Origin of the sequence: Nonomuraea sp. NPDC050536, assembly GCF_044457685.1 — a bacterium.
Lineage (GTDB): Bacteria > Actinomycetota > Actinomycetes > Streptosporangiales > Streptosporangiaceae > Nonomuraea.
The window spans coordinates 249929-274600 of record NZ_JBITHD010000003.1 but is presented as its reverse complement, the minus strand read 5'-3'; the positions used below and the strand labels follow the sequence as shown (position 1 = coordinate 274600).

Below are 24672 nucleotides of genomic sequence, written 5' to 3'. Positions count from 1 at the left end.
CTCATTATCCCCTCTTAAGCTCTCGCGGCCCGAACTCGCTGCGCCGTGATTTCACCCAGATGTAGACAGGTACTCCGACGAGCAGCATGAGCGTGCCGCCGAGCACGGCCTCGGCCCCCGAGCCGTAGGCCATCCAGAACGCGAACAGCAGCGCGATCGTGGCGATGGTCATGTCGCGGGCCAGGCGTTTCACCTGGACCTTGCGCCCCTCGGTGACCAGCCAGAAGATCTGCGCCGCCGCGGAGAAGAAGTACGGGATGACGGTGGTGAACGAGGCGAGCAGCACGATCGTGTTGAACGCGTTCTCCGAGGCGTACCCCATGAGCAGCATCAGCGAGGTCAGGACCGTGCCGACCAGGATGCCCGCGGCGGGCACCCCGCGGCTCGAGATCCGGCCGAAGGCCGTGGGGAACATGCCGTCCTTGGCCGCGGCCATCGGCATCTCGGCCACGAGCATGGTCCAGCCGTTGAGCGCGCCGATGCCGGAGGCGATGGCGCAGGCGGCCATGATGACGCCCCAGATGGTGCCGCCGAACATGTGGTTGAGCGCGTCGGCGAAGGGCGCGTTCGACTTCATCAGCTGGTCTTGCGGCACCGTGCCCATCACCGCGACAGTGCTCAGCAGGTACAGCGCGGCGCAGGCGAGCACGCCGACGACGCTGGCCTTGCCGATGTTCCGGGCCGGGTCCTTGATCTTCTCGGCGGCGATCGCGACGCTCTCGACGCCCGAGTAGATGAACAGCGCCACGGCTCCGGCCAGGGAGATGGCTCCGAGCACGTTCTTGCCGGTGGTGTTGAAGGCGCCGAAGTTGGCCCATTCGATGAAGAACAGCCCCACGATGCCCACGAACAGCAGCGGCACGAACTTCAGGATCGTGGTGACGATCTGGAACGCCGCCATGTTCTTGGCGCCCAGAAGGTTGACCACGGCCGGGATCCAGAGCCCGATCAGGCCGATGATGATGGCCGTACCGGTCCCGCCCCAGTCCCACCCGAAGACCTGCCTGGCGAAGTACTGCACGTAGCCCACCCAGGCCACGGCGATGGCGGCGTTGCCGATCCACGCGGTAAGCCAGAACGACCAGGCGTTCCAGAAGCCGGCGAACTCGCCGAAGGCGTCGCGAGCGTAGGCATAGGGGCCGCCGGCCGCGGGCACGCGCGCCCCGAGCCGGCCGAAGACGACCGCCATCGCGATCGCCCCGACGGTGACGAGGCCCATGGCGAACAGGCTCACCCAGCCGAACGCCGCCAGCGAGGCGGGCAGCAGGAAGATCCCGGTGCCCACGACGTTCCCGATGACCAGCGCGATGGCCGCGCCGAGGCCCAGACCGCCGCTCGCGGGCGTGGTCTCGGTCGGCGCCGCCGTCGTCACACCGCCCTCAGGCGGGCGTGGCTCCCCCATGCGGTCCCCCCCGGCACCGACTAAAGACGACAGTCGATGTGGTGCCCGTCACACAAGGGGTCGACACGAACCTTGTCCGGAAATTACCTAATCGCGGGGTGCGTGGAACTGCCGGAACCGCCGGACACGAGCAGGGTGACGGCGAACACGGCCAGGCACACGGCGATGAGCAGGATCGGCCAGGAGCCCCTGCCGGAGGGGATGCGCTCGGCGGTCACCGCGCCGCGCCCGTGCTCGGACAGGTCGCGCGCCAGCCGGGGATCCTCGGAGATGATCTGGCGTGCGATCGCATTCAGGACGGATCTCTCGCGTGCGGACAACGCCATGATGAACCTCCTCCGAAACTCTTGATGGAGGTTTTATACCTTTTTGTCGCGTTTTTTCAAAGCCTCAGCCGTGCTCGAGCGCCTCCGCGCCGCCCACGATCTCGGTGATCTCGGTGGTGATCTCCGCCTGCCGCGCCTCGTTGGCCTCCCTGGTCAGGGTCTCGATCAACTCATGGGCGTTCTCGGTGGCCGCCATCATGGCCGTACGGCGGGCCGCCCATTCCGAGGCGGCGGAGGAGAGCAGCATGTACCAGATGCGTGATCGCACGTACTTGCGCAGCATCGCGTCCAGCACGGCATCGGGCGTCGGGTCGAACTCGTAGGGCGCCTTCGGCACCGCGCCCCCACCGCCGTCCTCCTCGGCGGCCTCCTCGACCTCCTCGACCTCCATCGGCAGGATCCTGTGCACGGTCGTGCGCTGCGTGAGCATCGTCACGAACTCGGTGTAGATCACGTGCACCTCGCCCACGCCGCCCTCGCGGGTCGGCGTGTCGAAGGCCTCGATGAGCAGCTGCCCGATCTCGGCCGCCGTGGCGTACTCGGGATACCCGCTGACACCCGTCCACTCGCCCATCAGGGTCCGGCCCCGGTAGCGGCACCAGTCCACGCCCTTGCTGCCGACCACGTAGAGCGTCGGCTCCTTGTTCTGGCTGCGCATCAGCGCCCCCAGCGCCTGGCCCTGCCGGATCACGTTGTGGTTGTAGCCCCCGCAGAAGCCCCGGTCGCTGGTGATCAGCAGCACCGCCACCCGTGAGGTGTCGGGTCGCACGTTCAGCAGCGCGTGGTTCATCCGCATGCGGTGGCTGAGCAGCAGCGTGACCGTCCTGGAGATCACCCTGCTGTACGGCTCGGCCTCCGCGGCCCTGTCCCTGGCCTTGCCCACCCGCGAGGACGCGATGAGCTCCTGGGCGCGCGTGATCTTCGCGGTGGACTTGACGGATCTGATCCTCTGACGGATCTGACGAAGCTGACCGCCCACGGTAACCCCCCGACTACAACGTGTGCTCCCACCGTAACCCTCGCGCTGCCCCCTCCGCGTTCTGGCTGGTAGCGCCTGGTACTGTGTGTCCCGACCACAGCCCTTTAAGACCCGTCCCGTGAGGCGGGAAAGGTGGTGAGACACCTCATGTCCGATTCCAGGGCCGTCCTCGAAGGCCCGGACATCCATCGCGCACTGACGCGCATCGCGCACGAGATCCTCGAGCGCACCAAGGGCGCCGACGGCGTCGTCCTCCTCGGCATCCCGACCCGCGGCGCCACACTGGCCCGCCGCCTGGGTGACCGGATCGAGCAGTTCGAAGGCGTGCAGATCCCCGTCGGCTCGATCGACATCACGATGTACCGGGACGACCTGCGCCTCAAGCCCGCCCGCCCGCTCGGCCACACCGAGCTGCCGCCCGACGGCATCGACGGCAAGACCGTGGTCCTGGTCGACGACGTCCTCTACTCCGGCCGCACCGTGCGCGCCGCGCTGGACGCACTCAACGACCTGGGCCGCCCGACCGCCGTGCAACTGGCCACGCTGGTCGACAGGGGGCACCGCGAGCTGCCCATCCGCGCCGACTACGTCGGCAAGAACCTGCCGACCGCCAAGAGCGAGAAGGTCAAGGTCTTCCTGCAGGAGACCGACGGGCGCGACGCTGTGGAGCTGATCAAGTGAACAGGCATCTCATCTCGGCGGGCGACCTCAGCAAGGACGACGCCCTGCTCATCCTCGACACCGCCGAAGAGCTGGCGGCCGTCTCGGAACGATCCATCAAGAAGCTGCCGACGCTGCGCGGCCGCACGGTGGTCAACCTCTTCTTCGAGGACTCCACCCGCACCCGCATCAGCTTCGAGGCCGCGGCCAAGCGCCTGTCGGCCGACGTCATCAACTTCTCCGCCAAGGGCTCCAGCGTCTCCAAGGGCGAGTCGCTCAAGGACACCGCGCTGACCCTGGAGGCCATGGGCGCCGACGCGGTCGTCATCCGCCACGGCGCCTCCGGCGCGCCGCACCGCCTGGCCAACTGGGTGCGCGGCAGTGTCGTCAACGCCGGCGACGGTACCCACGAGCACCCCACGCAGGCGCTGCTTGACGCCTTCTCCATGCGCCGCCGCCTGGGCTCGCTCGAGGGCCGCAAGATCACCATCGTCGGCGACGTGCTGCACAGCCGCGTCGCCCGCTCCAACGTGCTGCTGCTGCACACGCTGGGCGCCGACGTCACGCTGGTCGCCCCGCCGACCCTGGTGCCGGTCTCGGTCGACACCTGGCCCTGCCAGGTCTCCTACGACCTGGACGCGGTGCTGCCCAAGTCCGACGTGGTCATGATGCTCCGGGTGCAGAAGGAGCGCATGAACGCCGCCTACTTCCCCAGCGAGCGCGAGTACTCCCGCCGATACGGCCTGGACCGCGACCGCTTCGCCAAGATGCCGGACGACGCCATCGTGATGCACCCCGGCCCGATGAACCGGGGCATGGAGATCGCCGCCGAGGTGGCCGACTCCCCGCGCTCGACCATCGTCGAGCAGGTCACCAACGGCGTGACCATCCGCATGGCCGTCCTGTACCTGCTCCTCGGGGGAGAGACCGCGTGAGAATCAACAACGTACGCATCCTGGGCGGCGAGCCCGTCGACATCCACATCGAAGACGGCGTCATCGGCGCGATCACCCCCGCGGGATCCACGGAGGCGGGAGCCGTACCGGTCGTCGACGGCAAGGGCGCGATCGCGCTGCCCGGCCTGGTCGACCTGCACACGCACCTGCGCGAGCCGGGGCGGGAAGACGCCGAGACCGTGCTGACCGGCACGCAGTCGGCCGCCCGCGGCGGGTACACCGCCGTGCACGCCATGGCCAACACCTCGCCCGTCGCCGACACCGCCGGCGTGGTCGAGCAGGTCTTCCGGCTCGGCCAGGCGGGCGGCTACTGCGACGTGCAGCCCGTCGGCGCCGTGACCGTGGGCCTGGAGGGCAAGCAGTTGGCCGAGCTCGGCGCGATGGCCGACTCCGCCGCCCGCGTCCGCGTCTTCTCCGACGACGGCAAGTGCGTCGACGACGCGGTGCTGATGCGGCGGGCGCTGGAGTACGTCAAGGCCTTCGACGGTGTCGTGGCCCAGCACGCCCAGGAGCCCCGCCTCACCGAGGGCGCGCAGATGAACGAGGGCGTCATCTCCGGCAGGCTCGGCCTGACCGGCTGGCCGGCCGTCGCCGAGGAGGCGGTCATCGCCCGCGACTGCCTGCTGGCCGCGCACGTCGGCTCCCGCCTGCACGTCTGCCACCTGTCCACGGCCGGCTCGGTGGAGATCATCCGCTGGGCCAAGTCCAAGGGCTGGAACGTCACCGCCGAGGTGACCCCGCACCACCTGCTGCTCACCGACGACCTCGTCGAGGACTCGCCGGTCGGCGCCTACAACCCGATCTACAAGGTCAACCCGCCGCTGCGCACCCGCGCCGACGTCGAGGCGCTGCGCCAGGCGCTGGCCGACGGCACGATCGACGTGGTGGCCACCGACCACGCGCCGCACCCGGTCGAGGACAAGGAGACCGAGTGGTCGGCCGCGGCCATGGGCATGGTCGGCCTGGAGACCGCGCTGAGCGTGGTGCAGGAGGCCATGGTCGACACCGGCCTGCTCGACTGGGCCGGCGTCGCGCAGCGCATGTCGGTCGTCCCCGCCCAGATCGGCCGGCTGACCGGCCACGGGCAGCCGCTCGAGGTGGGCGCCCCGGCCAACATCGTGCTCTACGACCCGGCCGTGCGCACCGAGGTGGACCCGGCCGCGTTCGCCTCCAAGAGCAGGAACACGCCGTACGAGGGAATGACGCTGCCCGGCCGGGTAGTGGCCACGTTCCTGCGCGGCAAGCCGACCGTACTGGAAGGGAAGCTCTCTTGACGCATGCGGTGCTGGTCCTGGAGGACGGACGGGTCTTCCACGGAACCCCCTACGGTGCCGAGGGCGAGACGTTCGGTGAGATGGTCTTCAACACCGGCATGACCGGCTACCAGGAGACCCTCACCGACCCGTCCTACCATCGCCAGATCGTCGCGATGACCGCCCCGCACATCGGCAACACCGGTGTCAACGACGAGGACCCGGAGTCGTCCAGGGTCTGGGTCGCCGGCTACGTCGTCCGCGAGCCGTCCCGCGTCGTGTCCAACTGGCGGGCGACCGCCTCGCTCGACGACTACCTCAAGCAGCAGGGCGTCGTCGGCATCGCGCTGAAGGGCACCCGCGCGCTGACCCGCCACCTGCGCGAGCGCGGCGCCATGCGCGCGGGCATCTTCACGGCCCCCTCGGCGCCGGTGGAGGAGCTCGTCGAGCGGGTACGGCAGGCGCCCCAGATGGCCGGGGCCGACCTGGCCAAGGAGGTCGCCACCGCCGAGCCGTACGTCGTCGAGGCGATCGGCGCGAAGAAGTTCACGGTGGCGGCCGTGGACCTGGGCATCAAGGGCATGACGCCGCACCGGATGGCCGAGCGCGGCTGCGAGGTGCACGTGCTGCCCGCCGGTGCCACCTTCGAGGACATCATGGCCGTCCGGCCCGACGGGGTGTTCTACTCCAACGGGCCAGGCGACCCCGCCACCGCTGACGTCACGGCGCTGCGGAAGGTGCTGGAGGCGGGCATCCCGTTCTTCGGGATCTGCTTCGGCAACCAGCTGTTCGGGCGGGCGCTGGGCCTTTCGACCTACAAACTCCGTTACGGTCACCGGGGCGTGAACCAGCCGGTCAAGGACGTGCGGACCGGGAAGGTGGAGATCTCGGCGCACAACCACGGGTTCGCGGTCGAGGCGCCGCCGACCTTCGACACGCCGTACGGGCCTGGCGAGGTCAGTCACGTCAACCTCAACGACGGCTGCGTCGAGGGGCTCAGGCTCGTCGACCGGCCCGCCTTCAGCGTCCAGTACCACCCAGAAGCGGCCGCCGGGCCGCACGACGCCGCTTACCTTTTCGACGAGTTCTGCTCAGTGATGGGGGCGACGTCGTGAAGATCGAAGCCGCGCTGTGCTCATTCAACCGAGTCTTCGACGAGTTCTGTGAGGTCATGACCCGTGCCCAAGCGTGAGGACATCAAGTCGGTCCTGGTGATCGGCTCGGGCCCGATCGTGATCGGGCAGGCGTGCGAGTTCGACTACTCCGGCACCCAGGCCTGCCGCGTGCTCAGGGCCGAGGGTTTCCGGGTGATCCTGGTCAACAGCAACCCGGCGACGATCATGACGGACCCGGAGTTCGCCGACGCCACCTACGTCGAGCCGATCACGCCCGACTTCGTCGAGAAGATCATCGCCAAGGAGCGGCCCGACGCGCTGCTGCCCACGCTGGGCGGCCAGACAGCGCTCAACACCGCGGTCGCGCTGCACGAGTCGGGCGCGCTCGAGCGCTACGGCGTCGAGCTGATCGGCGCCGACTTCGACGCGATCCAGGCGGGGGAGAACCGGGAGCGGTTCAAGGAGATCGTGGCCAAGGTCGCGCGCGAGCACGGCCTCAACGCCGACTCCGCCCGCAGCGCGATCTGCCACACCATGGACGAGGTCCTGCGGGCCGCCGACGAGCTCGGCTACCCGGTGGTCGTGCGGCCCAGCTTCACCATGGGCGGCCTGGGCTCCGGCTTCGCCTACACCGCGGACGACCTGCGGCGCATCGCAGGTGCCGGGCTCGACGCCTCGCCGACCACCGAGGTGCTCCTGGAGGAGTCCATCCTCGGGTGGAAGGAGTACGAGCTCGAGGTCATGCGCGACAAGCACGACAACGTCGTGATCGTGTGCTCCATCGAGAACATCGACCCGATGGGCGTGCACACCGGCGACAGCGTCACCGTCGCGCCCGCGCTGACCCTGACCGACCGCGAGTACCAGAACATGCGCGACGTGGCCATCGCGGTCATCCGCGAGGTCGGCGTCGACACCGGCGGCTGCAACATCCAGTTCGCGGTCGACCCGCACACCGGCCGCATGATCGTCATCGAGATGAACCCGCGCGTGTCGCGCTCGTCCGCGCTGGCGTCCAAGGCCACCGGCTTCCCGATCGCGAAGATCGCGGCCAAGCTGGCGATCGGCTACACGCTCGACGAGATCCCCAACGACATCACCAAGGAGACTCCGGCCTCCTTCGAGCCGACGCTCGACTACATCGTGGTCAAGGTGCCGCGCTTCGCCTTCGAGAAGTTCCGCGGGGCCGACCAGACGCTCACCACGCACATGAAGTCCGTGGGCGAGGCCATGGCCATCGGCCGCTCCTTCCCCGAGGCCCTGCAGAAGGCCCTGCGGTCCCTGGAGAAGAAGGAGTCGTCCTTCAGCTGGGCGGGCGACGTTTCGCCTAAGGCCGACTTGCTTGAGGCGTGCCGTACGCCCCATGACGGGCGGCTGCGCACCATGCAGCAGGCCATCAGGGCGGGCGCGACGGCCGAGGAGCTGTTCGAGGCCACCAGCGTCGATCCGTGGTTCATCGACCAGCTCTTCCTGCTGGACGAGGCGGCGCGGGCGCTCGGCGAGGCGCGTGAGCTGACCGCGGACGTGCTGCAGGAGGCCAAGGAGCTCGGCTTCTCCGACGCGCAGATCGCCGAGATCCGCGGGCAGGACGAGTCCCGCGTGCGCGACCTGCGCCACGCCCTGGGCCTGCGGCCGGTCTACAACACCGTCGACACCTGCGCGGCCGAGTTCGCCGCCAGGACGCCCTACCTCTACTCGACCTACGACGAGGAGAGCGAGGTCCCGTACGGCTCCCGCCAGAAGGTGATCATCCTGGGCAGCGGGCCGAACAGGATCGGGCAGGGCATCGAGTTCGACTACGCCTGCGTGCACGCCTCCTTCGAGCTGTCCAGGGCGGGCTTCGAGACCGTCATGGTCAACTGCAACCCGGAGACGGTCTCGACCGACTACGACACCTCCGACCGGCTCTACTTCGAGCCGCTCACGCTGGAGGACGTGCTCGAGGTCGTCCACGCCGAGCAGCAGACCGGCCCGGTGGCCGGCGTGATCGTGCAGCTCGGCGGGCAGACGCCGCTGGGGCTCGCGCAGGCGCTGAAGGACGCGGGCGTGCCCGTGGTCGGCACCTCGCCCGAGTCCATCCATCTGGCCGAGGAGCGGGGCGCCTTCGGGCGGGTGCTGGCCGAGGCCGGATTGCCCGCGCCCAAGCACGGCACCGCCACCACCGTGGCCGAGGCGCTGGCGGTGGCCGAGGAGATCGGCTACCCGGTCCTGGTCCGGCCGTCCTACGTGCTGGGCGGAGCGGGGATGGCCATCGTCTACGACGATGAGACGCTTTCGACCTATATGTCGGCTCAAGAGGGTGGACATCCGGTCCTGGTGGACAAGTTCCTCGACGAGGCCATCGAGATCGACGTGGACGCGCTCTTCGACGGCGAGGAGCTCTACCTCGGCGGCGTGATGGAGCACATCGAGGAGGCCGGGATCCACTCCGGCGACTCGGCCTGCGCGCTGCCGCCCATCACGCTCGGCAGCCACGACATCAAGCGGATCCGCGCCGCCACCGAGGGCATCGCCCGCGGCGTCGGGGTGCGCGGGCTGCTCAACGTCCAGTACGCCATGTCGGCGGGCGTGCTGTACGTGCTCGAGGCCAACCCGCGCGCCAGCCGTACCGTGCCCTTCGTGTCGAAGGCGACGGCGGTGCCGCTGGCCAAGGCGGCGGCCCGGGTCATGCTCGGCGCGACCGTCCGGGGCCTGCGGGAGGAAGGCATGCTCCCTGCTTCCGGCGACGGGGGCACGCTGCCGCTCGAGGCGTCGATCGCCGTCAAGGAGGCCGTGCTGCCCTTCAACCGGTTCCGCGGCGTCGACATCGTGCTGGGGCCCGAGATGCGCTCGACCGGCGAGGTCATGGGCATCGATGAGTTCTTCGGCATCGCCTACGCCAAGTCGCAGGCGGGCGCCTACGGCGAGCTGCCGGTCAAGGGGCGGGCGTTCGTGTCGGTGGCCAACCGCGACAAGCGGGCGATGATCTTCCCGGTGAAGGCGCTCGCGGACCTCGGATTCGAGATTCTCGCCACCGAGGGCACCGCCGAGGTGCTGCGCCGCAACGGTGTCCATGCCAAGATCGTGCGAAAGCAGAGTGAGGGCGTGGGGCCGGGAGGTGAGCCGACGATCGTCCAGCGCATCTTGGACGGCGAGGTCGACCTCATCGTCAACACACCGTTCGGCAGCCCTGGTCAGTCGGGGCCGCGCCTGGACGGCTACGACATCCGCACCGCCGCGGTGCTGCGCGGCATCCCGTGCATCACCACGGTCGCGGGACTCGCCGCCGCCGCGGCGGGCATCCAGGCCATCAGGCGGGGCGATGTCGGCGTACGGTCCCTCCAGGAGCATGCACGCGCGCTAGGACGGTGAGGTAAAACGGCCGGGACTCCGGTGCAGGTGACCGGCACGGTGCTGACGACGCGCCGTGTCGACGCCTATCATGCGCTGACCGTCGTGGCGCCCGGCATCGCCGAGCGCCACCGGCCCGGCCACTTCGTGTCCGTCGCGGTCGGCGGAGCCCCCACCTCGATGGTGACCCGTCGCGCCCTGTCGGTGCACGACGTCAAACCTGATTACGGCGGCACGGTGGAGCTGGTCTTCACCGTGCGCGGCCCCGGCACGCAATGGCTGGCCGAACGGCGTGCCCGCGACACGCTCGACCTGGTCGGGCCGCTGGGCAGGCCGTTCCCGCTGCCGCGCGATCCCGCCCACTGCGTGCTGGTCGGCTCCGAGTACGGCTCGGCGGTGCTCTTCCCGGTGGCCGACGCGCTGATGGAACGCGGCTGCCGGATCGACTTCGTGCTCGGCGGGGCCTCGGCCGACCGGGTGTTCGGCGCCATGAGGGCCCGCAGGATGGCCGCCACGACCACGCTGACCACCGAGGACGGCTCGCTCGGGCTGCGCGGCAAGGTCACCGACGCGCTGCCGTCCGTGATCGCCGACACCCGCGCCGACGCCGTCTACGCCGCCGGGCCGATGGAGACGCTGCGCGCCGTCACCGCGGTGGCGGTCGAGTTCGACATCCCGGTGCAGGTGGCCGTCGAGGAGTCGATGGCCTGCGGGATCGGCATCTGCATGACCTGCGTGCTGCCCGTGATCGGCGACGACGGCGTCACCAGGATGGTCAGGGCCTGCGCGGAGGGTCCCGTCTTCCGCGGCGAGCGGGTCCGCTTCGAAGACGTCGGAACGATCCCATTCGACGCGCTCGGCGCGCCAGGGGGCGGTGCCCGGCATGGCTAGCTCGGCTAGGAGGTGTCTCGCATGTCCGTAGATATGCGGACATTTCTGGCGCATGTGGAGCTGGCCAATCCGGTGATGACCGCCGCCGGCTGCGCGGGGTCGGGGCGGGAGCTGGCCCAGTTCTTCGACCTGCACCGCCTCGGCGCGCTCGTCACCCCCTCGATCACGATGGCGCCGCGGGCCGGCAGGCCCACGCCACGCATGACCGAGACGCCCTCAGGGCTGCTCAACGCCGTCGGGCTGCAGGGGCCCGGCATCGACGCCTTCCTCGAACGCGAGCTGCCCTGGCTGGCCCAGCGCGGCATCAAGACCGTCGTGTCCATCGGCGGCGGCACCGTCGCCGAGTACTCCGCCCTGGCCCGCAGGCTCGCCGACGCGCCCGGCGTGAGCGCGCTCGAGGTGAACCTGTCCTGCCCCAACATCGAAGACCGCGGCCGCGTCTTCGCCCGCGACGGGAACGCCGCGGCCGAGGTCATCGCCTCGGTCCGGTCCATCATGCGCTACGACGTGCCGGTGATCGCCAAGCTCGCGCCCGACGTGGCCGACATCGTCGCCGTCGCGCGGGCCTGCGTGGAGTCGGGGGCCGACGCGCTGTCCATGATCAACAATCCGCTGGGCATGGCGATCGACACCGAGGCGCTGCGCCCGGCGCTCGCCGCCGTCACCGGGGGGTTGTCGGGACCGGCCATCCTGCCGCTCGCCGTACGGTGCGTCTGGCAGGTCCACGCAGCGCTGCCCGGCACGCCCATCGTCGGCGTCGGCGGCGTGCTCAGCGGCCGCGACGCCTTCCAGCTGGTGCTGGCCGGGGCTTGCGCGGTCGGCGTGGGCACCGCGCTGTTCCACGACCCCTACGCGTGCCTGCGCATCGAGCGCGAACTCGAGGAACTGCTGCAGGCGCGCGGCTTCCAGCGCCTGGCCGACGCCGTCGGCCTGGCACACCGACCACCGGGCAGCACGACCCGGCACCTGCACGAGGAGAGTTCCCTTTGAGCACGCCCGCACCGATCGCCGTCGCGCTCGACGCGCCCGACCTGGAGACGGCCGCCCGCTGGGCCGGTCTGGTCACCCCGCACGTCAGCACGGTCAAGGTCGGCCTGGAGCTCTACCTGCGCTACGGCCCCGACGTCATCGCCTCCGTCCGGGGCGCCAGCGGCGTCCAGGTCTTCCTGGACCTCAAGCTGCACGACATCCCCAACACCGTGGCCGGCGCCGCCCGCGCCGTCGCCCGGCTCCGCCCGGCCATCCTCACCGTGCACGCGGCGGGCGGGCCCGCGATGATCAAGGCGGCGGTCGACTCGGCGCCGCACACCAAGATCGCCGCGGTCACGGTGCTCACGTCGCTGTCGGAGTCGGACCTCGACCGCATCGGCCTCATCGGCCCCGCCGACGACGCGGTGCGCCGCCTGTCCTCGATGGCCGTCGAAGCGGGCGCCACGGCCCTGGTCTGCTCGCCCCACGAGGTGGCCGCGGTACGCGCCGAAGTGGGCCCCGCCATCACCCTCATCACCCCCGGCGTCCGCCCGGCCGGCGCCGACACGCAGGACCAGGCCCGCGTGGCCACCCCGGAGCGCGCCCTCGCGGACGGCGCCGACCTCCTGGTCATCGGCCGCCCCATCACGGCTTCCCCCGACCCCGGTGCCGCAGCCGCCGCCATAGCCTCCGCCCTCCGCCGCACCACCTGACCTCCCCGCCCTCCTCGCAAGGCGAGCCCTCCTCGCTCCCGCACACCACCCCGCCCAGCCCCCAAACACACGCCCCGCGGCCCTACTCAGGCGCCGGGTCGGGAGGCGGGGTGCGGCGAAGCTCGGCGCCCCGTACGGCGAGAACCTTCCTCGCGCGCCCGAGTGCGTGGCGCCGCCCCCTCAGCGGACCTCGCAGGCGCCGACCGAATGCCCGCGGCCTTAGCCGGGCGCCGGGTCGGCGAGGCGGTGTGCGGCGAAAGTCGGCGCCCGTGTACGGCGACCGACCGTCCCCGCACGCCCGAGTACGTGACGCCGCACCCTCGGCGGGATTCGCAGGCGTCCAGCGCACGTGGCTACGCACGCCCTGCGGCACGTCACGAGCCCCGCAGGCGCCGAGCGCACGTCCCGCGGCCCTACTCGGGCGCCGGGTTGGCGAGGTGGTGTGCGGCGACGGTCGGCGACCTTGTGCGGTGGGTGGCTGTCCTCGTGTGCCAGGGGGTGGGCTGGTCGGTCCTCGGTGGGCTTCTCGGGTGGGTACGGGCGTGGGGCTACGTCGAGAGGGGCTGTAGGAACGTCTGGAGGGCCTTGGTGACCTCTTCGGGGTGTTCCAGGGGTGGGAGGTGGCCTGTGTCCGGGAGATCGATTCTGGAGGCGTTCTGGATGCCCTGGGTGAGGATGTTGGACACCTCCTGGATCCATGGGACGTCGCTGAGGCCGTTGATGACCAGGGTGGGCGCCTGGATCTCTCCGAGGCGGCTCTTGGCGTCCAGAGGCCGCTCCGTGGCGCGCGGGCCCGTCCAGGAGCGCAGGAAGACCTGGCGCATCATCGCCATGGCCCGCTCCCACACGGCGGGATCGAGGTCGTCGCGTACGCGGTCTGGCCCGGCGACCTGCCAGAGCGTGTGGGCCGTGGCGAAGGCCTCGAGGTCGGCGGGATCCACCGTCGTCACCCCAGCCCGGTAGGCGCGCAGCCGGTCGGCGGGGATCGAGGCGTGGACCCGCTCGCGTGCCTGGGCCAGCATCGCCTCCGGCCAGGTGTGTCCCGACAGCCCCGAGCAGATCAGGACGAGCCCCGACACCCGCGCCGGGTCCGTCAGCGCCGCCTCGACCGCCCACGACCCGCCCATCGAGCACCCGACCAGCGCCGCCCGCTCGACCTCCAGCGCGCCGAGCAACCCGAGGAGGTCCTCGTGGTGCGCGAACTCGCCCTCGGCGGCCTCCGACTCGCCGTAGCCCCGCCAGTCGTAGCGGATCACCCGGTGACTTTCCGACAGGGCTTCGACCTGCGCGTCCCACATCCGCCGATCGGCGATCCCCGCGTGCACCAGCACCACCGCCGGCCCGCTCCCCGCCTCGTCGTAGGCCAGCCACACCCCGTTCACCCGAACCATGCTCACGCCAGCCAACCTAGAAGACACCTCAGCTCCTGCACGCCCGTGTTCGCCCCTGGCGCATCCGTACGGCCCGCCACGGGCCCTGGCCACCGACCTTCACCCCAGAAGCAGCAACCCCACAGGCCGCACCGTAGGAGGCGCCAAGAGGTGGGACCGGGGCGCCCGGGACAGAACGCGGAGGTCGGGTCCGTCGGAATGTGCAGAGCTGAGAGCGTCCGCGCGCCGACACGGTGAGGTCGCGGCAGGGGAGGAACCAGGCAGGGGAGACCCAGCGCGGCCGGGCTGCTGGGGAGTGGCGGCGGCGCGCCCGGGTGCAGGTGCGGGTAAGCGCGGTGGAGGTGGTGTGGGAGGCCAGCGGGGTCGGGTTGCTGGGCGGAGCGGCCGTGTGGCGCGGGCAGGTGCGGACGAGGGACCACGGTGGGGGAGGCGGTGCGGTCAGGGGGCGGGGTGGGGTGCCTGCCTCGACGGGTCCTGGGCGCCGTGGCGGCGGGGAGCGGCTACCTGTGAGGGACACGCCGGGGCGCGTCCTCAGCGTCGTGCGGTGGGCGGCCGGTGGGGCGGCTTGCCGTACGAGAAGGAGGGGCGCGCAAGTACGCCGAGAGTGGCGCGCAGACACGCCAAGGCAAGGGGGCGCAGGCACATCGAGGAGGGGCGCGCAGACATGCCGGGACGAGGGCGCGTGGAGACGCCGGGACGGGGGCGCGCGGACGCGCTGGGACGGGGTGGGCGGACACATTGAGGAGGGGGGCTGGCGCACCGGGAGGTACGCCACAGTACGGGTTTTGGTCCGTGAAGGTGGGGGTTTCGGGTCTTGCGGGGAGTGATCGTGAGGAAGTCTCGCGTAGGCCGGGGAAGCGCGAAGTGGGAGCGATTTGATCAGCAGAATGTAGTTTTACCGATACGCAGAGTGATGAAGTGGATTTTGTGGCGAGAGAAACTGCTCTTGACGTTGCTTAGGTGGCGATGACCAGCTAGTTTCCCCTCTCGTCCGAGTACATCGACAGAAATTCGAGGTGACCCGGCGTGGCTCTTCCTCCCCTGACCCCTGAGCAGCGCGCCGCAGCCCTGGAGAAGGCTGCCAAGGCCCGTAAAGAGCGTGCCGAGGTCAAGAACCGGCTCAAGCATGGCGCGGTTTCTCTGGCTGAGGTGCTCAAGGATGGGCAGACCGATGACGTCATCGGCAAGATGAAGGTGTCGGCCCTTTTGGAATCGCTCCCCGGCGTGGGCAAGGTCCGCGCCAAGCAGCTCATGGAGCGGCTCGCCATCGCCGAGTCCCGCCGCGTGCGGGGTCTCGGCGCGAACCAGAGGGCCTCCCTCGAGCGCGAATTCGGTGGCGCCGAGAGCTAATCTCGGTTGCACACACGAGCGCAGGTTCAACGGGGGTAGGAAGTTGACGCAGAGGTCCTGGTCCGGCGATGAAAGGGCCCACGAGCCGGTCGGATCGGGAGTGAGGGTCGGCTTCCTGCCTTCGAGCGAGAGGCGGCTGACGGTCCTGTCGGGACCGTCGGGCGTCGGCAAGTCCACGGTCGTCACCGAGCTCCGGCGGGCGCACCCAGAGGTGTGGCTGTCGGTCTCGGTGACCACCAGGCGACCCCGTCCCGGAGAGGTCGACGGGGTCCACTACTACTTCGTCGGCGTCGACGAGTTCGACCGGCTCGCCGAGTCAGGTGAGCTGCTCGAGTGGGCGGAGTTCGCCGGCAACAAGTACGGCACGCCGCGCGAGCCCGTGCTGGAGAAGCTGGCCACGGGAGTCCCCACCGTCCTGGAGATCGACCTCGAGGGCGCTCGCCAGGTACGGCGCAGCATGCCGGAGGCGTTGCTGGTCTTCCTCGCCCCGCCCAGTTGGGCGGAGCTGGAGAAGCGCCTGCGCGGCCGCGGCACCGAGCCGGAGGACGTGATCGCCCGCCGGCTGGAGGCCGGCAGGGTCGAGCTGGCGGCCGAGAAGGAATTCGACATCACGCTCGTGAACACGAGTGTCAAAGAAGTGTGTCACCGGCTGATAGCCTTGATGACTGACCCTCAGGGGGTCACCAGTACCACCAACCGAGAGGTCTGACAATCGTGGCAGGAATTTCCCCGGCCGCCGAGGGCATCACCAACCCGTCGATCGACGCGCTGCTCGACATCGTCGACAGCAAGTACTCCCTGGTGATCATGGGCGCCAAGCGGGCCCGCCAGATCAACGCCTACTACTCGCAGCTCGGCGAGGGCCTGCTGGAGTACGTCGGTCCCCTGGTCGAGACCCACGCCCAGGAGAAGCCGCTGTCCATCGCGCTGCGCGAGGTCTCCGAGGGCCTGCTCAACGCCGAGCCCATCGAAGGCGCGGTCTGACCCGCTAGATGAACGTCGTTCTGGGCGTCAGCGGGGGAATCGCGGCCTACAAGGCCTGCGAGCTCCTGCGCCTCCTCACCGAGTCAGGTCACGAGGTGCGGGTCATTCCCACCCGCGACGCCCTGCGTTTCGTCGGCGAGCCCACCTGGGCCGCACTTTCGCACAACCCGGTCACCACCGAGGTCTTCGAGAACGTTCACGAGGTCCCGCACGTCCGCATCGGCCAGCAGGCCGACCTCGTCGTGGTCGCGCCCGCCACCGCCGACGTGCTGGCCAAGGCCGCCCACGGGCTGGCCGGAGACCTGCTGACCAACACCCTGCTCACCGCCAGGTGCCCGGTCGTGTTCGCGCCGGCCATGCACACCGAGATGTGGGAGCACCCTGCCACCCGCGCCAACGTCGCCACGCTGCGCGAGCGCGGCGCCCTCGTCATCGAGCCCGCCGTCGGCCGCCTCACCGGCACCGACACGGGTCCCGGCCGGCTGCCCGAGCCTGAGGAGATCTTCCAGATCTGCCTGCGCGTGCTGCGCGGCGCCCCTCGCGACCTGGCCGGCCGCACGGTGGTCGTCTCCGCCGGCGGCACCCGCGAGCCCCTCGACCCGGTCCGCTACCTCGGCAACCGCTCCTCGGGCCTGCAGGGATACGCCCTGGCCCGTACGGCTGCCGCCAGGGGAGCCGAGGTCGTCCTGGTCGCCGCGAACGTCTCGCTGCCCGATCCCGCCGGGGTGAAGATCGTGCGAGTGGGGACCGCCAGGGAGCTGCGTGACGCGGTGCTGGCGGCCTCCGCCGACGCCGACGCGGTCGTCATGGCCGCCGCCGTGGCGGACTTCCGTCCCGCAGAGACCCACGACCGCAAGATCAAGAAGACCGACGCGGAGCCCGACCCCATTCATCTGGTGAAAAATCCGGACATCCTGGCGGAGCTGGGGGAGCGCCGCCGGACCGCGGGCGCGACGAACCCGCGCGTGATCGTGGGGTTCGCCGCCGAGACCGACGACGTGCTGGCCAACGGCCAGGCCAAGCTCGCCCGCAAGGGATGCGATCTGCTGGTCGTCAACCAGGTCGGTGCCGACCTGGCCTTCGGCAAGCCGGACAACGCCGCGACCGTGCTGGTCGCCGGGGGAGAGCCGGTCGAGGTGCCGCGGGGTCCGAAGGAGGACCTGGCCGACACGGTGTGGGATCTGGTGGCCGCCCGCCTCGGGTGATGCCGAACCGCCCACCGATCCTCCTCGAGTGCACGGCGCGCCGTACTCCCACCCCCGGAAGCTTTGGCGGCGCGCGGCGAATCGCGATCACTTCTTGCGGCATTCCCGTCACCTGCGGATACTTAGCGGCAAAGGGGGACGGAATGCCGGTGAGTTCCGCTGTCAGGGAACGTTGCAGAACGTTCGTCGGTCACCAGGGAGACATCCGTTACGTCTTTCCCGCGCTGTCCGCCGGGCCGCCGGGAATGGCCAACTTCCTCATCGTGGTCACCGACACGGCCATCTCGGTGCTGGCCACCCGGATGCTGAGGAGCGATCGCCCGATCTCGGTCTACGCCACGTATCCGCGCGAGACCCGGCTCGGACCGATCAGGCAGGCCCCCGGGCCCGTCATCGAGCTGGGCCCGATGACCTTCGAATTCGCCGAGGAGTACGCGGCCGTCGTCTCGGCCGCCGACGCGGAGGTCTTCGCACCCGAGACTCTCCCGACAGATCCACTACCTGAGCTGTAATCGACGTGTGGTTTCGCGACTTGGGGGCTGGTAGGGCTAGACTTCGGCGAGACCTTGGGATCTCAAGGTCGCACATCCGTCAGCAGCCGCTGCATGAGGAGCCACTGAGTTGTCACGTCGCCTGTTCACCTCCGAGTCGGTCACCGAAGGCCACCCGGACAAGATCGCCGACCAGATCAGTGACGCGATTCTCGACACCATGCTCAAGGACGACCCCAAGAGCCGGGTCGCCGTCGAGACGCTGATCACCACCGGCCAGGTCCACGTCGCGGGCGAAGTGACGACCGAGACCTACGTCGACATCCCCGGCGTCATCCGCGAGAAGATCCTCGAGATCGGCTACGACGCCTCCCACAAGGGCTTCGACGGCGCCTCCTGTGGCGTGTCGGTGTCCATCGGCGCGCAGTCGCCCGACATCGCCCAGGGCGTCGACGACGCCTACGAGCACCGCGAGGAAGGCGTCGGCGACGAGCTCGACCGCCAGGGCGCCGGTGACCAGGGCCTGATGTTCGGCTACGCCTGCCGCGAGACGCCCGAGCTCATGCCGCTGCCGATCACGCTGGCCCACCGCCTGGCCCAGCGCCTGTCCGAGGTCCGCAAGAACGGCACCGTGCCCTACCTGCGCCCCGACGGCAAGACCCAGGTCACCATCGAGTACGACGGCGACCAGCCCGTCCGCCTCGACACCGTGGTCGTCTCCACCCAGCACGCCGCGGAGATCGACCTGAAGGAGATGCTGACGCCCGACGTCAAGGAGCACGTGGTCGACCCCGTGCTCGCGGGCCTCGACATCCAGACCGAGGGCTACCGGCTGCTGGTCAACCCGACCGGCCGCTTCGAGATCGGCGGCCCGATGGGCGACGCCGGCCTGACCGGCCGCAAGATCATCATCGACACCTACGGCGGCATGGCCCGCCACGGTGGCGGCGCCTTCTCCGGCAAGGACCCGTCCAAGGTGGACCGTTCGGCGGCCTACGCCATGCGCTGGGTGGCCAAGAACGTCGTGGCCGCCGGCCTGGCCGACCGCTGCGAGGTCCAGGTCGCCTACGCCATCGGCAAGGCCCAGCCGGTCGGCCTGTTCGTCGAGTGCTTCGGCACCGAGAAGGTCGCGGTCGAGAAGATCCAGCAGGCCGTGCTCCAGGTGTTCGACCTGCGCCCGGCCGCCATCATCCGCGACCTCGACCTGCTGCGCCCGATCTACTCCGAGACGGCCGCCTACGGTCACTTCGGCCGCGAGGGCTTCTCCTGGGAGTCGACCGACCGCGCCGAGTCCCTCCGCACCGCCGCGGGCCTCTAGTCGCCATCGTCCTTCGAGGACGTTCGGATGCCGCATTCCACTCGTGGAGTGCGGCATCCGTGTATTTCGGAGCAAGATCCCTATAGCGTGTTTTCCGGGAACGTCGGAGAAAGCGGGAAACATGCCGTGGCTGACCAGCTTCGTGGGTCGCCGCCAGGAGGTCGGTGACGTCCGCCGGATGCTCCAGCGCAGTCGCCTGGTCACCGTCACCGGCCTGGCGGGCTGCGGCAAGACGCGGGTCGCCGTACGCTCCGCCCAGCTCATGCGGCGCGCCTTCAGCGACGGCGTCCACGTCGTGGACCTGTCCGGCGTGACGGACTCGGCGTCGCTCGAGCAGGCCGTCGCCCTGGCGCTCGGCTGCCCCGGCGACCTGACCGGATTCCTGGCCGACCGGCGCGTCCTGCTCGTCCTCGACGACAGCGACTACGTCGCCGAGTCCTGCTCCCGGCTGCTGCGGCGGCTGCTGCCCGCCGCGCCCGGCCTGCACGTGCTGGTGACCGGCAGGCAGGCCCTGCGCGTCCCCGGCGAGCACACGGTCGTCATCAGACCGCTCGCGGTCCCGCACACCGGCTGCGCCCCCACGGAGATGGCCACCGTCGAATCGGTCACCCTCCTGCTCGACCGGGCAGCCGCGGACTTCACCCTCACCGACGCCAACGCGCCCGGGATCGCCGAGCTCTGCCGCCGCCTGGAAGGCATCCCCCTGGCCCTCGAACTGGCCGCCGCCCGCGTTCCTGACCACCCCGTCGAGCACCTGCTGCGCGGCATGGCCCGGCATCACCTGAGCGCTCAGGTGGGCCGTCGCATGGAGGGGCATGGTCTGGGCGGTCGTCTGGAGGGTTTCGCGGGGCAGACCAGCCGGTCCACGATGCGGGACGCGATCGCCTGGAGCCACGAGATGTGCTCGCCTGAGGAGCGGCTCCTCTGGGGACGGCTGGCGGTCCTGCCCGGGCCTTTCGAGCCGGCCGACGCCGAGCGGGCCTGCTCCGGCCACGATCTGCCCGCGTCACGTGTCGGGGCGGTGCTCGCCGGGCTGGTCCGGCGCTTCATCGTCGCGCGGGAGCACGATGCCGGCCGTACCGTCTTCCGGATGCCGCGCAGCGTCCGCGAGTTCGCCCCCTCCCAGCCCGCCTTCGCCCGCGACCACCTCTAGACGGTTCACCTGCGGCGCCCCGGGTCGTTAGAGGGACGTCGGAGAGCTCGCCTGCGGTATCTCGGGTTGATGGGTGTACGGCGTGCGTTGGAGGGCTCGCCTGGGGCGTCTCGGGCGGGTGGGGGTGCGGCGGAGCGGGGGCTTTTGGGGCGGCCGGGTCTGGTAGACCTATGGCGTGCCCGAGTCCGACGATGCCCTTCTTCCGTTGTCCGCCGTGCGTCCCGCCTCTGGGGAGCCGGTGGGGAAGGGGGCTCCGGTGCCCGCGGAGGAGCGGCCCGTGGCCAGGGTCGCGGTCGAAAATCCGCTGCCTCACCTCGATCGGGCCTTCGACTACCTGGTGCCCGCCTCGATGGACGCGGCGGCGCAGCCGGGGGTGCGGGTCAGGGTTCGCTTCGCGGGGAAGCTCGTCGACGGGTTCCTGCTGGAGCGCGTCGAGGAGAGCGAGCACGCGGGGCGGCTGGCCGCGCTCGAGCGGGTGGTCTCGCCCGAGCGAGTCCTGACGCCGGAGATCGCCACGCTCGCCCGCGCGGTGGCCGATCGCTACGCCGGCACACTCGCCGACGTCCTACGCCTGGCCATCCCACCCCGCCACGCCAAAACCGAAGCCGAACCCACCCCCCCACCCCCCACCACCGACACACCCAGCCTCACCACAGATCTCGCCGAGCCCATGGGGGGCAGCGCTGAGCAGGCTGGGGGCGGGGCGGTGGCGGCTGACCTGGCCGTGGGGTCGGAGGGGCCTATCGGGAGCTCTGGTGAGGGCGTCGGGAGCTCTGAAGGCCGGTCTGAGGGCGTCGCCGAACCCACAGGGGGCAGCGGCGAGCAGGCTGGGGACGGCGCGGAGTCGGCCGTCCCGCATGAGGGGCCCATCGGGAGCTCTGAAGGGCGCACCGAGGGCGAGCAATCCGCGGGCGCCGTCGTTGTGGCCGTCCTTGCCATGACAGCTGAGGAGCCCGCCAAGGGCACTGTCGCCCCCGCCGAGAGCCCTGCCGAGCCCTCCAGGGGTGAGTCCGCCAGGGAGGGCGGCGAGGGCCTCGGGGGTGTGGGGCGGGCGTGGGGGGAGTATCCGAATGGTGGGTCGTTCCTGGAGGCGCTGGAGCAGGGGCGGCAGCCGCGGGCCGTGTGGTCGGCGCTGCCGGGCGCCCGGGGATGGGCGGCACCGGTGGCGGAGGCCGTCAGGGCCACGCTGGCCGGCGGGCGCGGGGCCGTGGTCGTGGTGCCCGACGGGAAGGACGTGGCGCTGGCCGACGCCGAGTTCGCCCGCGCGCTCGGACCGGGCAGGCACGTGGCGCTCACCGCCGACCTAGGGCCCGCGGAGCGGTACCGGCGGTGGCTGCGGGTGCTCAGGGGCCAGGCCAGGGCCGTGGTCGGCACCCGGGCGGCCGCGTTCGCCCCGGTCGCGGACCTGGGGCTGGTGGCCATCTGGGATGACGGCGACGACCTGCACGCCGAACGGCTGGCTCCCTACCCGCACGCCCGCGAGGTGCTGGCGCTGCGGGCCCACCTGGCGGGCGCGGGCATGCTGGTCGGCGGCTACGCCCGTACCGCGGAGGCCACGCAGCTCATCGCCACCGGCTGGGCCAGGCCGCTGGTGGCCGCCAGGCAGGCGATCAGGGCCGCCGCGCCACGCGTCAAGCCCGCGGGCGAGGACGCCGAGCTGGCCAAGGACCAGGCCGCCCGCGCCGCCCGGCTGCCCAGCGTGGCCTGGCGGGCGTTGCGGCTCGGGCTGGAGAGCGGGCCTGTGCTCGTCCAGGTGCCGCGGCGCGGCTACCTGCCCGCGCTGGCCTGCCAGCACTGCCGCGCCCCGACCCGCTGCATCCAGCCCCCCACCCGTACGGCGTTGCCGCCCGACCAGTTGCAGACCGAGGACGGGCTGTGTCACGGGCCGCTGGCGCTGCGGAGCGGGCACGCCGTGCCGTATTGCCGGTGGTGCGGCCGGATCGCGGCGTACTGGCGCTGCGAGAACTGCGGCAGCCCGAGGCTGCGTGCGATGGTCGTGGGGGCCCGCCGTACGGCCGAGGAACTGGGCAGGGCGTTCCCGTCGGTGAACGTCCGCACCTCGGGCCGCGACGGCGTGCTGGCCACCGTGAGCGACGCCAAGGCGCTCGTGGTGGCCACGCCGGGGGCCGAGCCGGTGGCCGAGGGAGGCTACGCGGCAGCCGTACTGCTGGACGGGTGGGCGCTGCTCGGCAGGGCCGACCTGCGCGCGGCCGAGGAGACCGTGCGGCGCTGGATGAACGCGGCGGCGCTGCTCAGGCCGGCCGCCGAGCTGGTGGTGCTGGCCGACGCGACGCTGCCCGCGGTGCAGGCGCTGCTGCGCTGGGATCCGATCACCCACGCGGAACGTGAGCTGGCCGACCGAGCGGAGCTGGGGTTCCCGCCTGCGGTGAGGATGGCGACGCTGACCGGCGCCGCGAGCGCGGTCAGGCAGATGCTGGACGAGCTCCGCCTGCCCCCGGCCGCGCAGGTGCTCGGCCCCGTGCCCGTCGACGAGTCCGGCCAGGAACGTGCCATGATCCGCGTCGCGCGCGGCGGCGGGGCGGTGCTGTCATCCGCGCTCAAGGGGGCTTCTGGGGTACGTGCGGCCAGAAAGACGCCAGATGTCGTGAAGGTCAGTGTGGACCCTCTCGACCTGATTTAGACGTTATCCCCGATTCGCTCATCTGGTGGTCAGCCGTTAGCGTCTCCCTGTGTCGATCGAATGGGTGAACCGGGCCATCGACGACCTGCGCGCTTGGGGGAGAGCGCGGGACGTCGAGGTCGACGCGGACGAGGTCCGCCTGCTCTGCGACTACGCCAGCGACTACCTCAACGTCAACGAGCTGGGCGACTTCACCCCGGAGACCTTCGACGAGCTGCTGCTGTCCATCTACCCGCGCAAGGTGATCGCGCCGCCGGAGAGCGCGCCCGAGACCATCGCGGCGGCTCGCACGCTGGTCGACTTCCTGCAGGAGACCGCCTGCGTGGACGAGGAGACCGCGGCGGCGATGCGCGAGCGGCTGGCCGACATCGAGCCGCGGCTGCCCGCCGCGCTGGCCGACGAGGCGAATTTCGGCATGGCCAAGAGCCTGTTCAGCTCCATCGGCCCCGAATCGCTCGAGCAGTCGATCGCCATCCCCTCGGGCGAGGTGCCCGACCTGGGCGAGGTGCCCTGTGACTGCCCCGGCTGCACGCCTCTGCCCGCCGTACGGCTGGCGTCGCGAGAAGAGTTGGTGGCGGCACTGGGGACCGTTCCGCTCCTGGCGGAACCCGAAGCGCTGAACGGCCTGCCCGAGGGCGGTGACCCGCTCGAAAGGTGGGCCCGGACGGTGAGCTTCCTGGTCGAGCACGACACCGACGGCGCGATCACCGGCTCGCCCGAGCTGGACGACGAGCTCTACGACGTGCTCGACATGCTCTACCGGCTCCAGGTGCGCGTCCCCGTGTCGGTCGTCGCCGACTACCTGGACCAGCTGGCCGAGGACGAGGTGGACGGCGCCGCCGTGGCGCTCAGGCTGGTCTGGTGCGGCCTGGTCGACCTCGACGAGGACTCGGTCGGCCTGACCCCGCTGGGCCTCTGGGGCATGCGCGAGCACTATCTGACGCTCGGGTTGGAGGCGCCCGAGGCGGGCGACCTGGCCGAGGCGGACGCCACCGGGCTCATCGAGGGGCTGCTCGAGGGCGTGCCCGCCGAGGTGGCCGAGGACGACATCGCCCGCTGGCTGGCCGGGCGCGACCCAGGAGAGGCGGCGGCCGAGCTGCTGGCGGCCGCCTCGGGCGCGCCGGCCGTGGCGCGCGGCATCGCCGTCACCATCGTCGACCGGCTCGGCTCCGAGGCCGAGGACCAGGTCCGGGCCTGCCTGGAGGAGCAGGAGCTGCGCCCGCACGCCATCCACTGGCTGACCACCAGGGGCCTGCCCGCTCCGCAGCTGACCCAGGAGGAGCTGCTGTGGGTCAGCGTGGACATGCTCGCGCTGGCCATGCCCGCGGCCGCGGAGGCCCCGGAGGTGTTCGCCGAGAACATATCCGCCTCCGGCCCGCCCGCCCACCTGATCGAGGAGATGTGGCGGGTCGACCACCCCGACGTGGTCGAGGTGCTGGAGCTGCTCGGGCGGTCCTTCCCCGACGGTACGGTGGCCAAGGCGGCCCGCAAGGCGGCGTTCAAAGCACGCTCCCGTGCCATCGGATGAGTACATTCCTGTGACTG

21 protein-coding genes are annotated in these 24672 nt (G+C 71.0%); 17 read left to right on the top strand and 4 right to left on the bottom strand.

The features are described 5' to 3' along the window. Positions 1-4 precede the first annotated feature (4 nt). The 3 genes from ACIBHX_RS11270 to ACIBHX_RS11260 form a co-directional block, all read right to left on the bottom strand. Positions 5-1402, bottom strand: coding sequence for an amino acid permease (locus tag ACIBHX_RS11270; RefSeq protein ID WP_397066484.1), 1398 nt, complete (start codon positions 1400-1402; stop codon positions 5-7). 83 nt (positions 1403-1485) lie between these two features. Then, complete coding sequence (locus ACIBHX_RS11265; protein ID WP_397066482.1) at positions 1486-1728, bottom strand: DUF3040 domain-containing protein; 243 nt, start codon at positions 1726-1728, stop codon at positions 1486-1488. 64 nt (positions 1729-1792) lie between these two features. Next, positions 1793-2707, bottom strand: coding sequence for a F0F1 ATP synthase subunit gamma (locus ACIBHX_RS11260; RefSeq protein ID WP_397066480.1), 915 nt, complete (start codon positions 2705-2707; stop codon positions 1793-1795). 147 nt (positions 2708-2854) lie between these two features. Between ACIBHX_RS11260 and pyrR the strand changes: the two genes are divergently transcribed. The 8 genes from pyrR (at position 2855) to pyrF (ending at position 12594) form a co-directional block, all read left to right on the top strand. Beyond that, positions 2855-3388, top strand: a complete 534-nt coding sequence (pyrR, locus tag ACIBHX_RS11255; RefSeq protein WP_397066478.1) for a bifunctional pyr operon transcriptional regulator/uracil phosphoribosyltransferase PyrR — start codon at positions 2855-2857, stop codon at positions 3386-3388. Continuing rightward, positions 3385-4302, top strand: a complete 918-nt coding sequence (locus ACIBHX_RS11250; RefSeq protein ID WP_397066477.1) for an aspartate carbamoyltransferase catalytic subunit — start codon at positions 3385-3387, stop codon at positions 4300-4302. Before pyrR ends, ACIBHX_RS11250 begins: the two co-directional genes overlap by 4 nt. Beyond that, positions 4299-5597, top strand: coding sequence for a dihydroorotase (locus tag ACIBHX_RS11245; protein WP_397066475.1), 1299 nt, complete (start codon positions 4299-4301; stop codon positions 5595-5597). Before ACIBHX_RS11250 ends, ACIBHX_RS11245 begins: the two co-directional genes overlap by 4 nt. Continuing rightward, on the top strand, positions 5594-6691 hold the full coding sequence (gene carA / locus ACIBHX_RS11240; protein ID WP_397066473.1) for a glutamine-hydrolyzing carbamoyl-phosphate synthase small subunit: 1098 nt from the start codon (positions 5594-5596) through the stop codon (positions 6689-6691). Before ACIBHX_RS11245 ends, carA begins: the two co-directional genes overlap by 4 nt. Positions 6692-6754: 63 nt before the next feature. After that, positions 6755-10042, top strand: coding sequence for a carbamoyl-phosphate synthase large subunit (gene carB, locus ACIBHX_RS11235; RefSeq protein WP_397066471.1), 3288 nt, complete (start codon positions 6755-6757; stop codon positions 10040-10042). A gap of 39 nt (positions 10043-10081) precedes the next feature. Continuing rightward, a complete protein-coding gene (locus tag ACIBHX_RS11230) occupies positions 10082-10912 on the top strand; it encodes a dihydroorotate dehydrogenase electron transfer subunit (protein WP_397066469.1) in 831 nt (276 codons plus the stop codon). 21 nt (positions 10913-10933) lie between these two features. Next, positions 10934-11902: a dihydroorotate dehydrogenase gene (locus ACIBHX_RS11225; RefSeq protein WP_397066467.1), complete on the top strand. Its 969-nt coding sequence runs from the start codon at positions 10934-10936 to the stop codon at positions 11900-11902. After that, positions 11899-12594 carry an orotidine-5'-phosphate decarboxylase gene (gene pyrF, locus ACIBHX_RS11220; RefSeq protein WP_397066466.1) on the top strand — a complete coding sequence of 232 codons (696 nt, stop codon included), beginning with the start codon at positions 11899-11901 and terminating at the stop codon, positions 12592-12594. The genes ACIBHX_RS11225 and pyrF overlap by 4 nt, the downstream gene beginning before the upstream one ends. A gap of 548 nt (positions 12595-13142) precedes the next feature. Here pyrF and ACIBHX_RS11215 read toward each other — a convergent pair. Then, complete coding sequence (locus ACIBHX_RS11215; protein WP_397067060.1) at positions 13143-13985, bottom strand: alpha/beta fold hydrolase; 843 nt, start codon at positions 13983-13985, stop codon at positions 13143-13145. 1026 nt (positions 13986-15011) lie between these two features. On the opposite strand from ACIBHX_RS11215, the gene mihF reads away from it, so the two are divergent. The 9 genes from mihF (at position 15012) to ACIBHX_RS11170 (ending at position 24655) form a co-directional block, all read left to right on the top strand. Then, positions 15012-15335, top strand: a complete 324-nt coding sequence (gene mihF / locus ACIBHX_RS11210) for an integration host factor, actinobacterial type (protein ID WP_358051980.1) — start codon at positions 15012-15014, stop codon at positions 15333-15335. Positions 15336-15435: 100 nt separating this feature from the next. Then, positions 15436-16044 carry a guanylate kinase gene (gmk, locus tag ACIBHX_RS11205; RefSeq protein WP_397066464.1) on the top strand — a complete coding sequence of 203 codons (609 nt, stop codon included), beginning with the start codon at positions 15436-15438 and terminating at the stop codon, positions 16042-16044. 5 nt (positions 16045-16049) lie between these two features. After that, positions 16050-16319: a DNA-directed RNA polymerase subunit omega gene (gene rpoZ / locus ACIBHX_RS11200; RefSeq protein ID WP_397066462.1), complete on the top strand. Its 270-nt coding sequence runs from the start codon at positions 16050-16052 to the stop codon at positions 16317-16319. A gap of 8 nt (positions 16320-16327) precedes the next feature. Beyond that, positions 16328-17524: a bifunctional phosphopantothenoylcysteine decarboxylase/phosphopantothenate--cysteine ligase CoaBC gene (gene coaBC, locus ACIBHX_RS11195; protein ID WP_397066460.1), complete on the top strand. Its 1197-nt coding sequence runs from the start codon at positions 16328-16330 to the stop codon at positions 17522-17524. A gap of 143 nt (positions 17525-17667) precedes the next feature. Then, positions 17668-18036 carry a hypothetical protein gene (locus ACIBHX_RS11190; RefSeq protein ID WP_397066458.1) on the top strand — a complete coding sequence of 123 codons (369 nt, stop codon included), beginning with the start codon at positions 17668-17670 and terminating at the stop codon, positions 18034-18036. A gap of 109 nt (positions 18037-18145) precedes the next feature. After that, positions 18146-19333 (top strand): methionine adenosyltransferase, encoded by a 1188-nt coding sequence (gene metK, locus ACIBHX_RS11185; protein ID WP_397066456.1) that lies wholly within the window; start codon positions 18146-18148, stop codon positions 19331-19333. A gap of 121 nt (positions 19334-19454) precedes the next feature. After that, on the top strand, positions 19455-20486 hold the full coding sequence (locus tag ACIBHX_RS11180; RefSeq protein WP_397066454.1) for an ATP-binding protein: 1032 nt from the start codon (positions 19455-19457) through the stop codon (positions 20484-20486). 175 nt (positions 20487-20661) lie between these two features. Next, entirely contained in the window at positions 20662-23127 is a 2466-nt protein-coding gene (locus tag ACIBHX_RS11175; RefSeq protein WP_397066453.1) for a primosomal protein N', read from the top strand. 49 nt (positions 23128-23176) lie between these two features. Then, on the top strand, positions 23177-24655 hold the full coding sequence (locus ACIBHX_RS11170) for a hypothetical protein (RefSeq protein ID WP_397066451.1): 1479 nt from the start codon (positions 23177-23179) through the stop codon (positions 24653-24655). Positions 24656-24672: the final 17 nt, after the last annotated feature.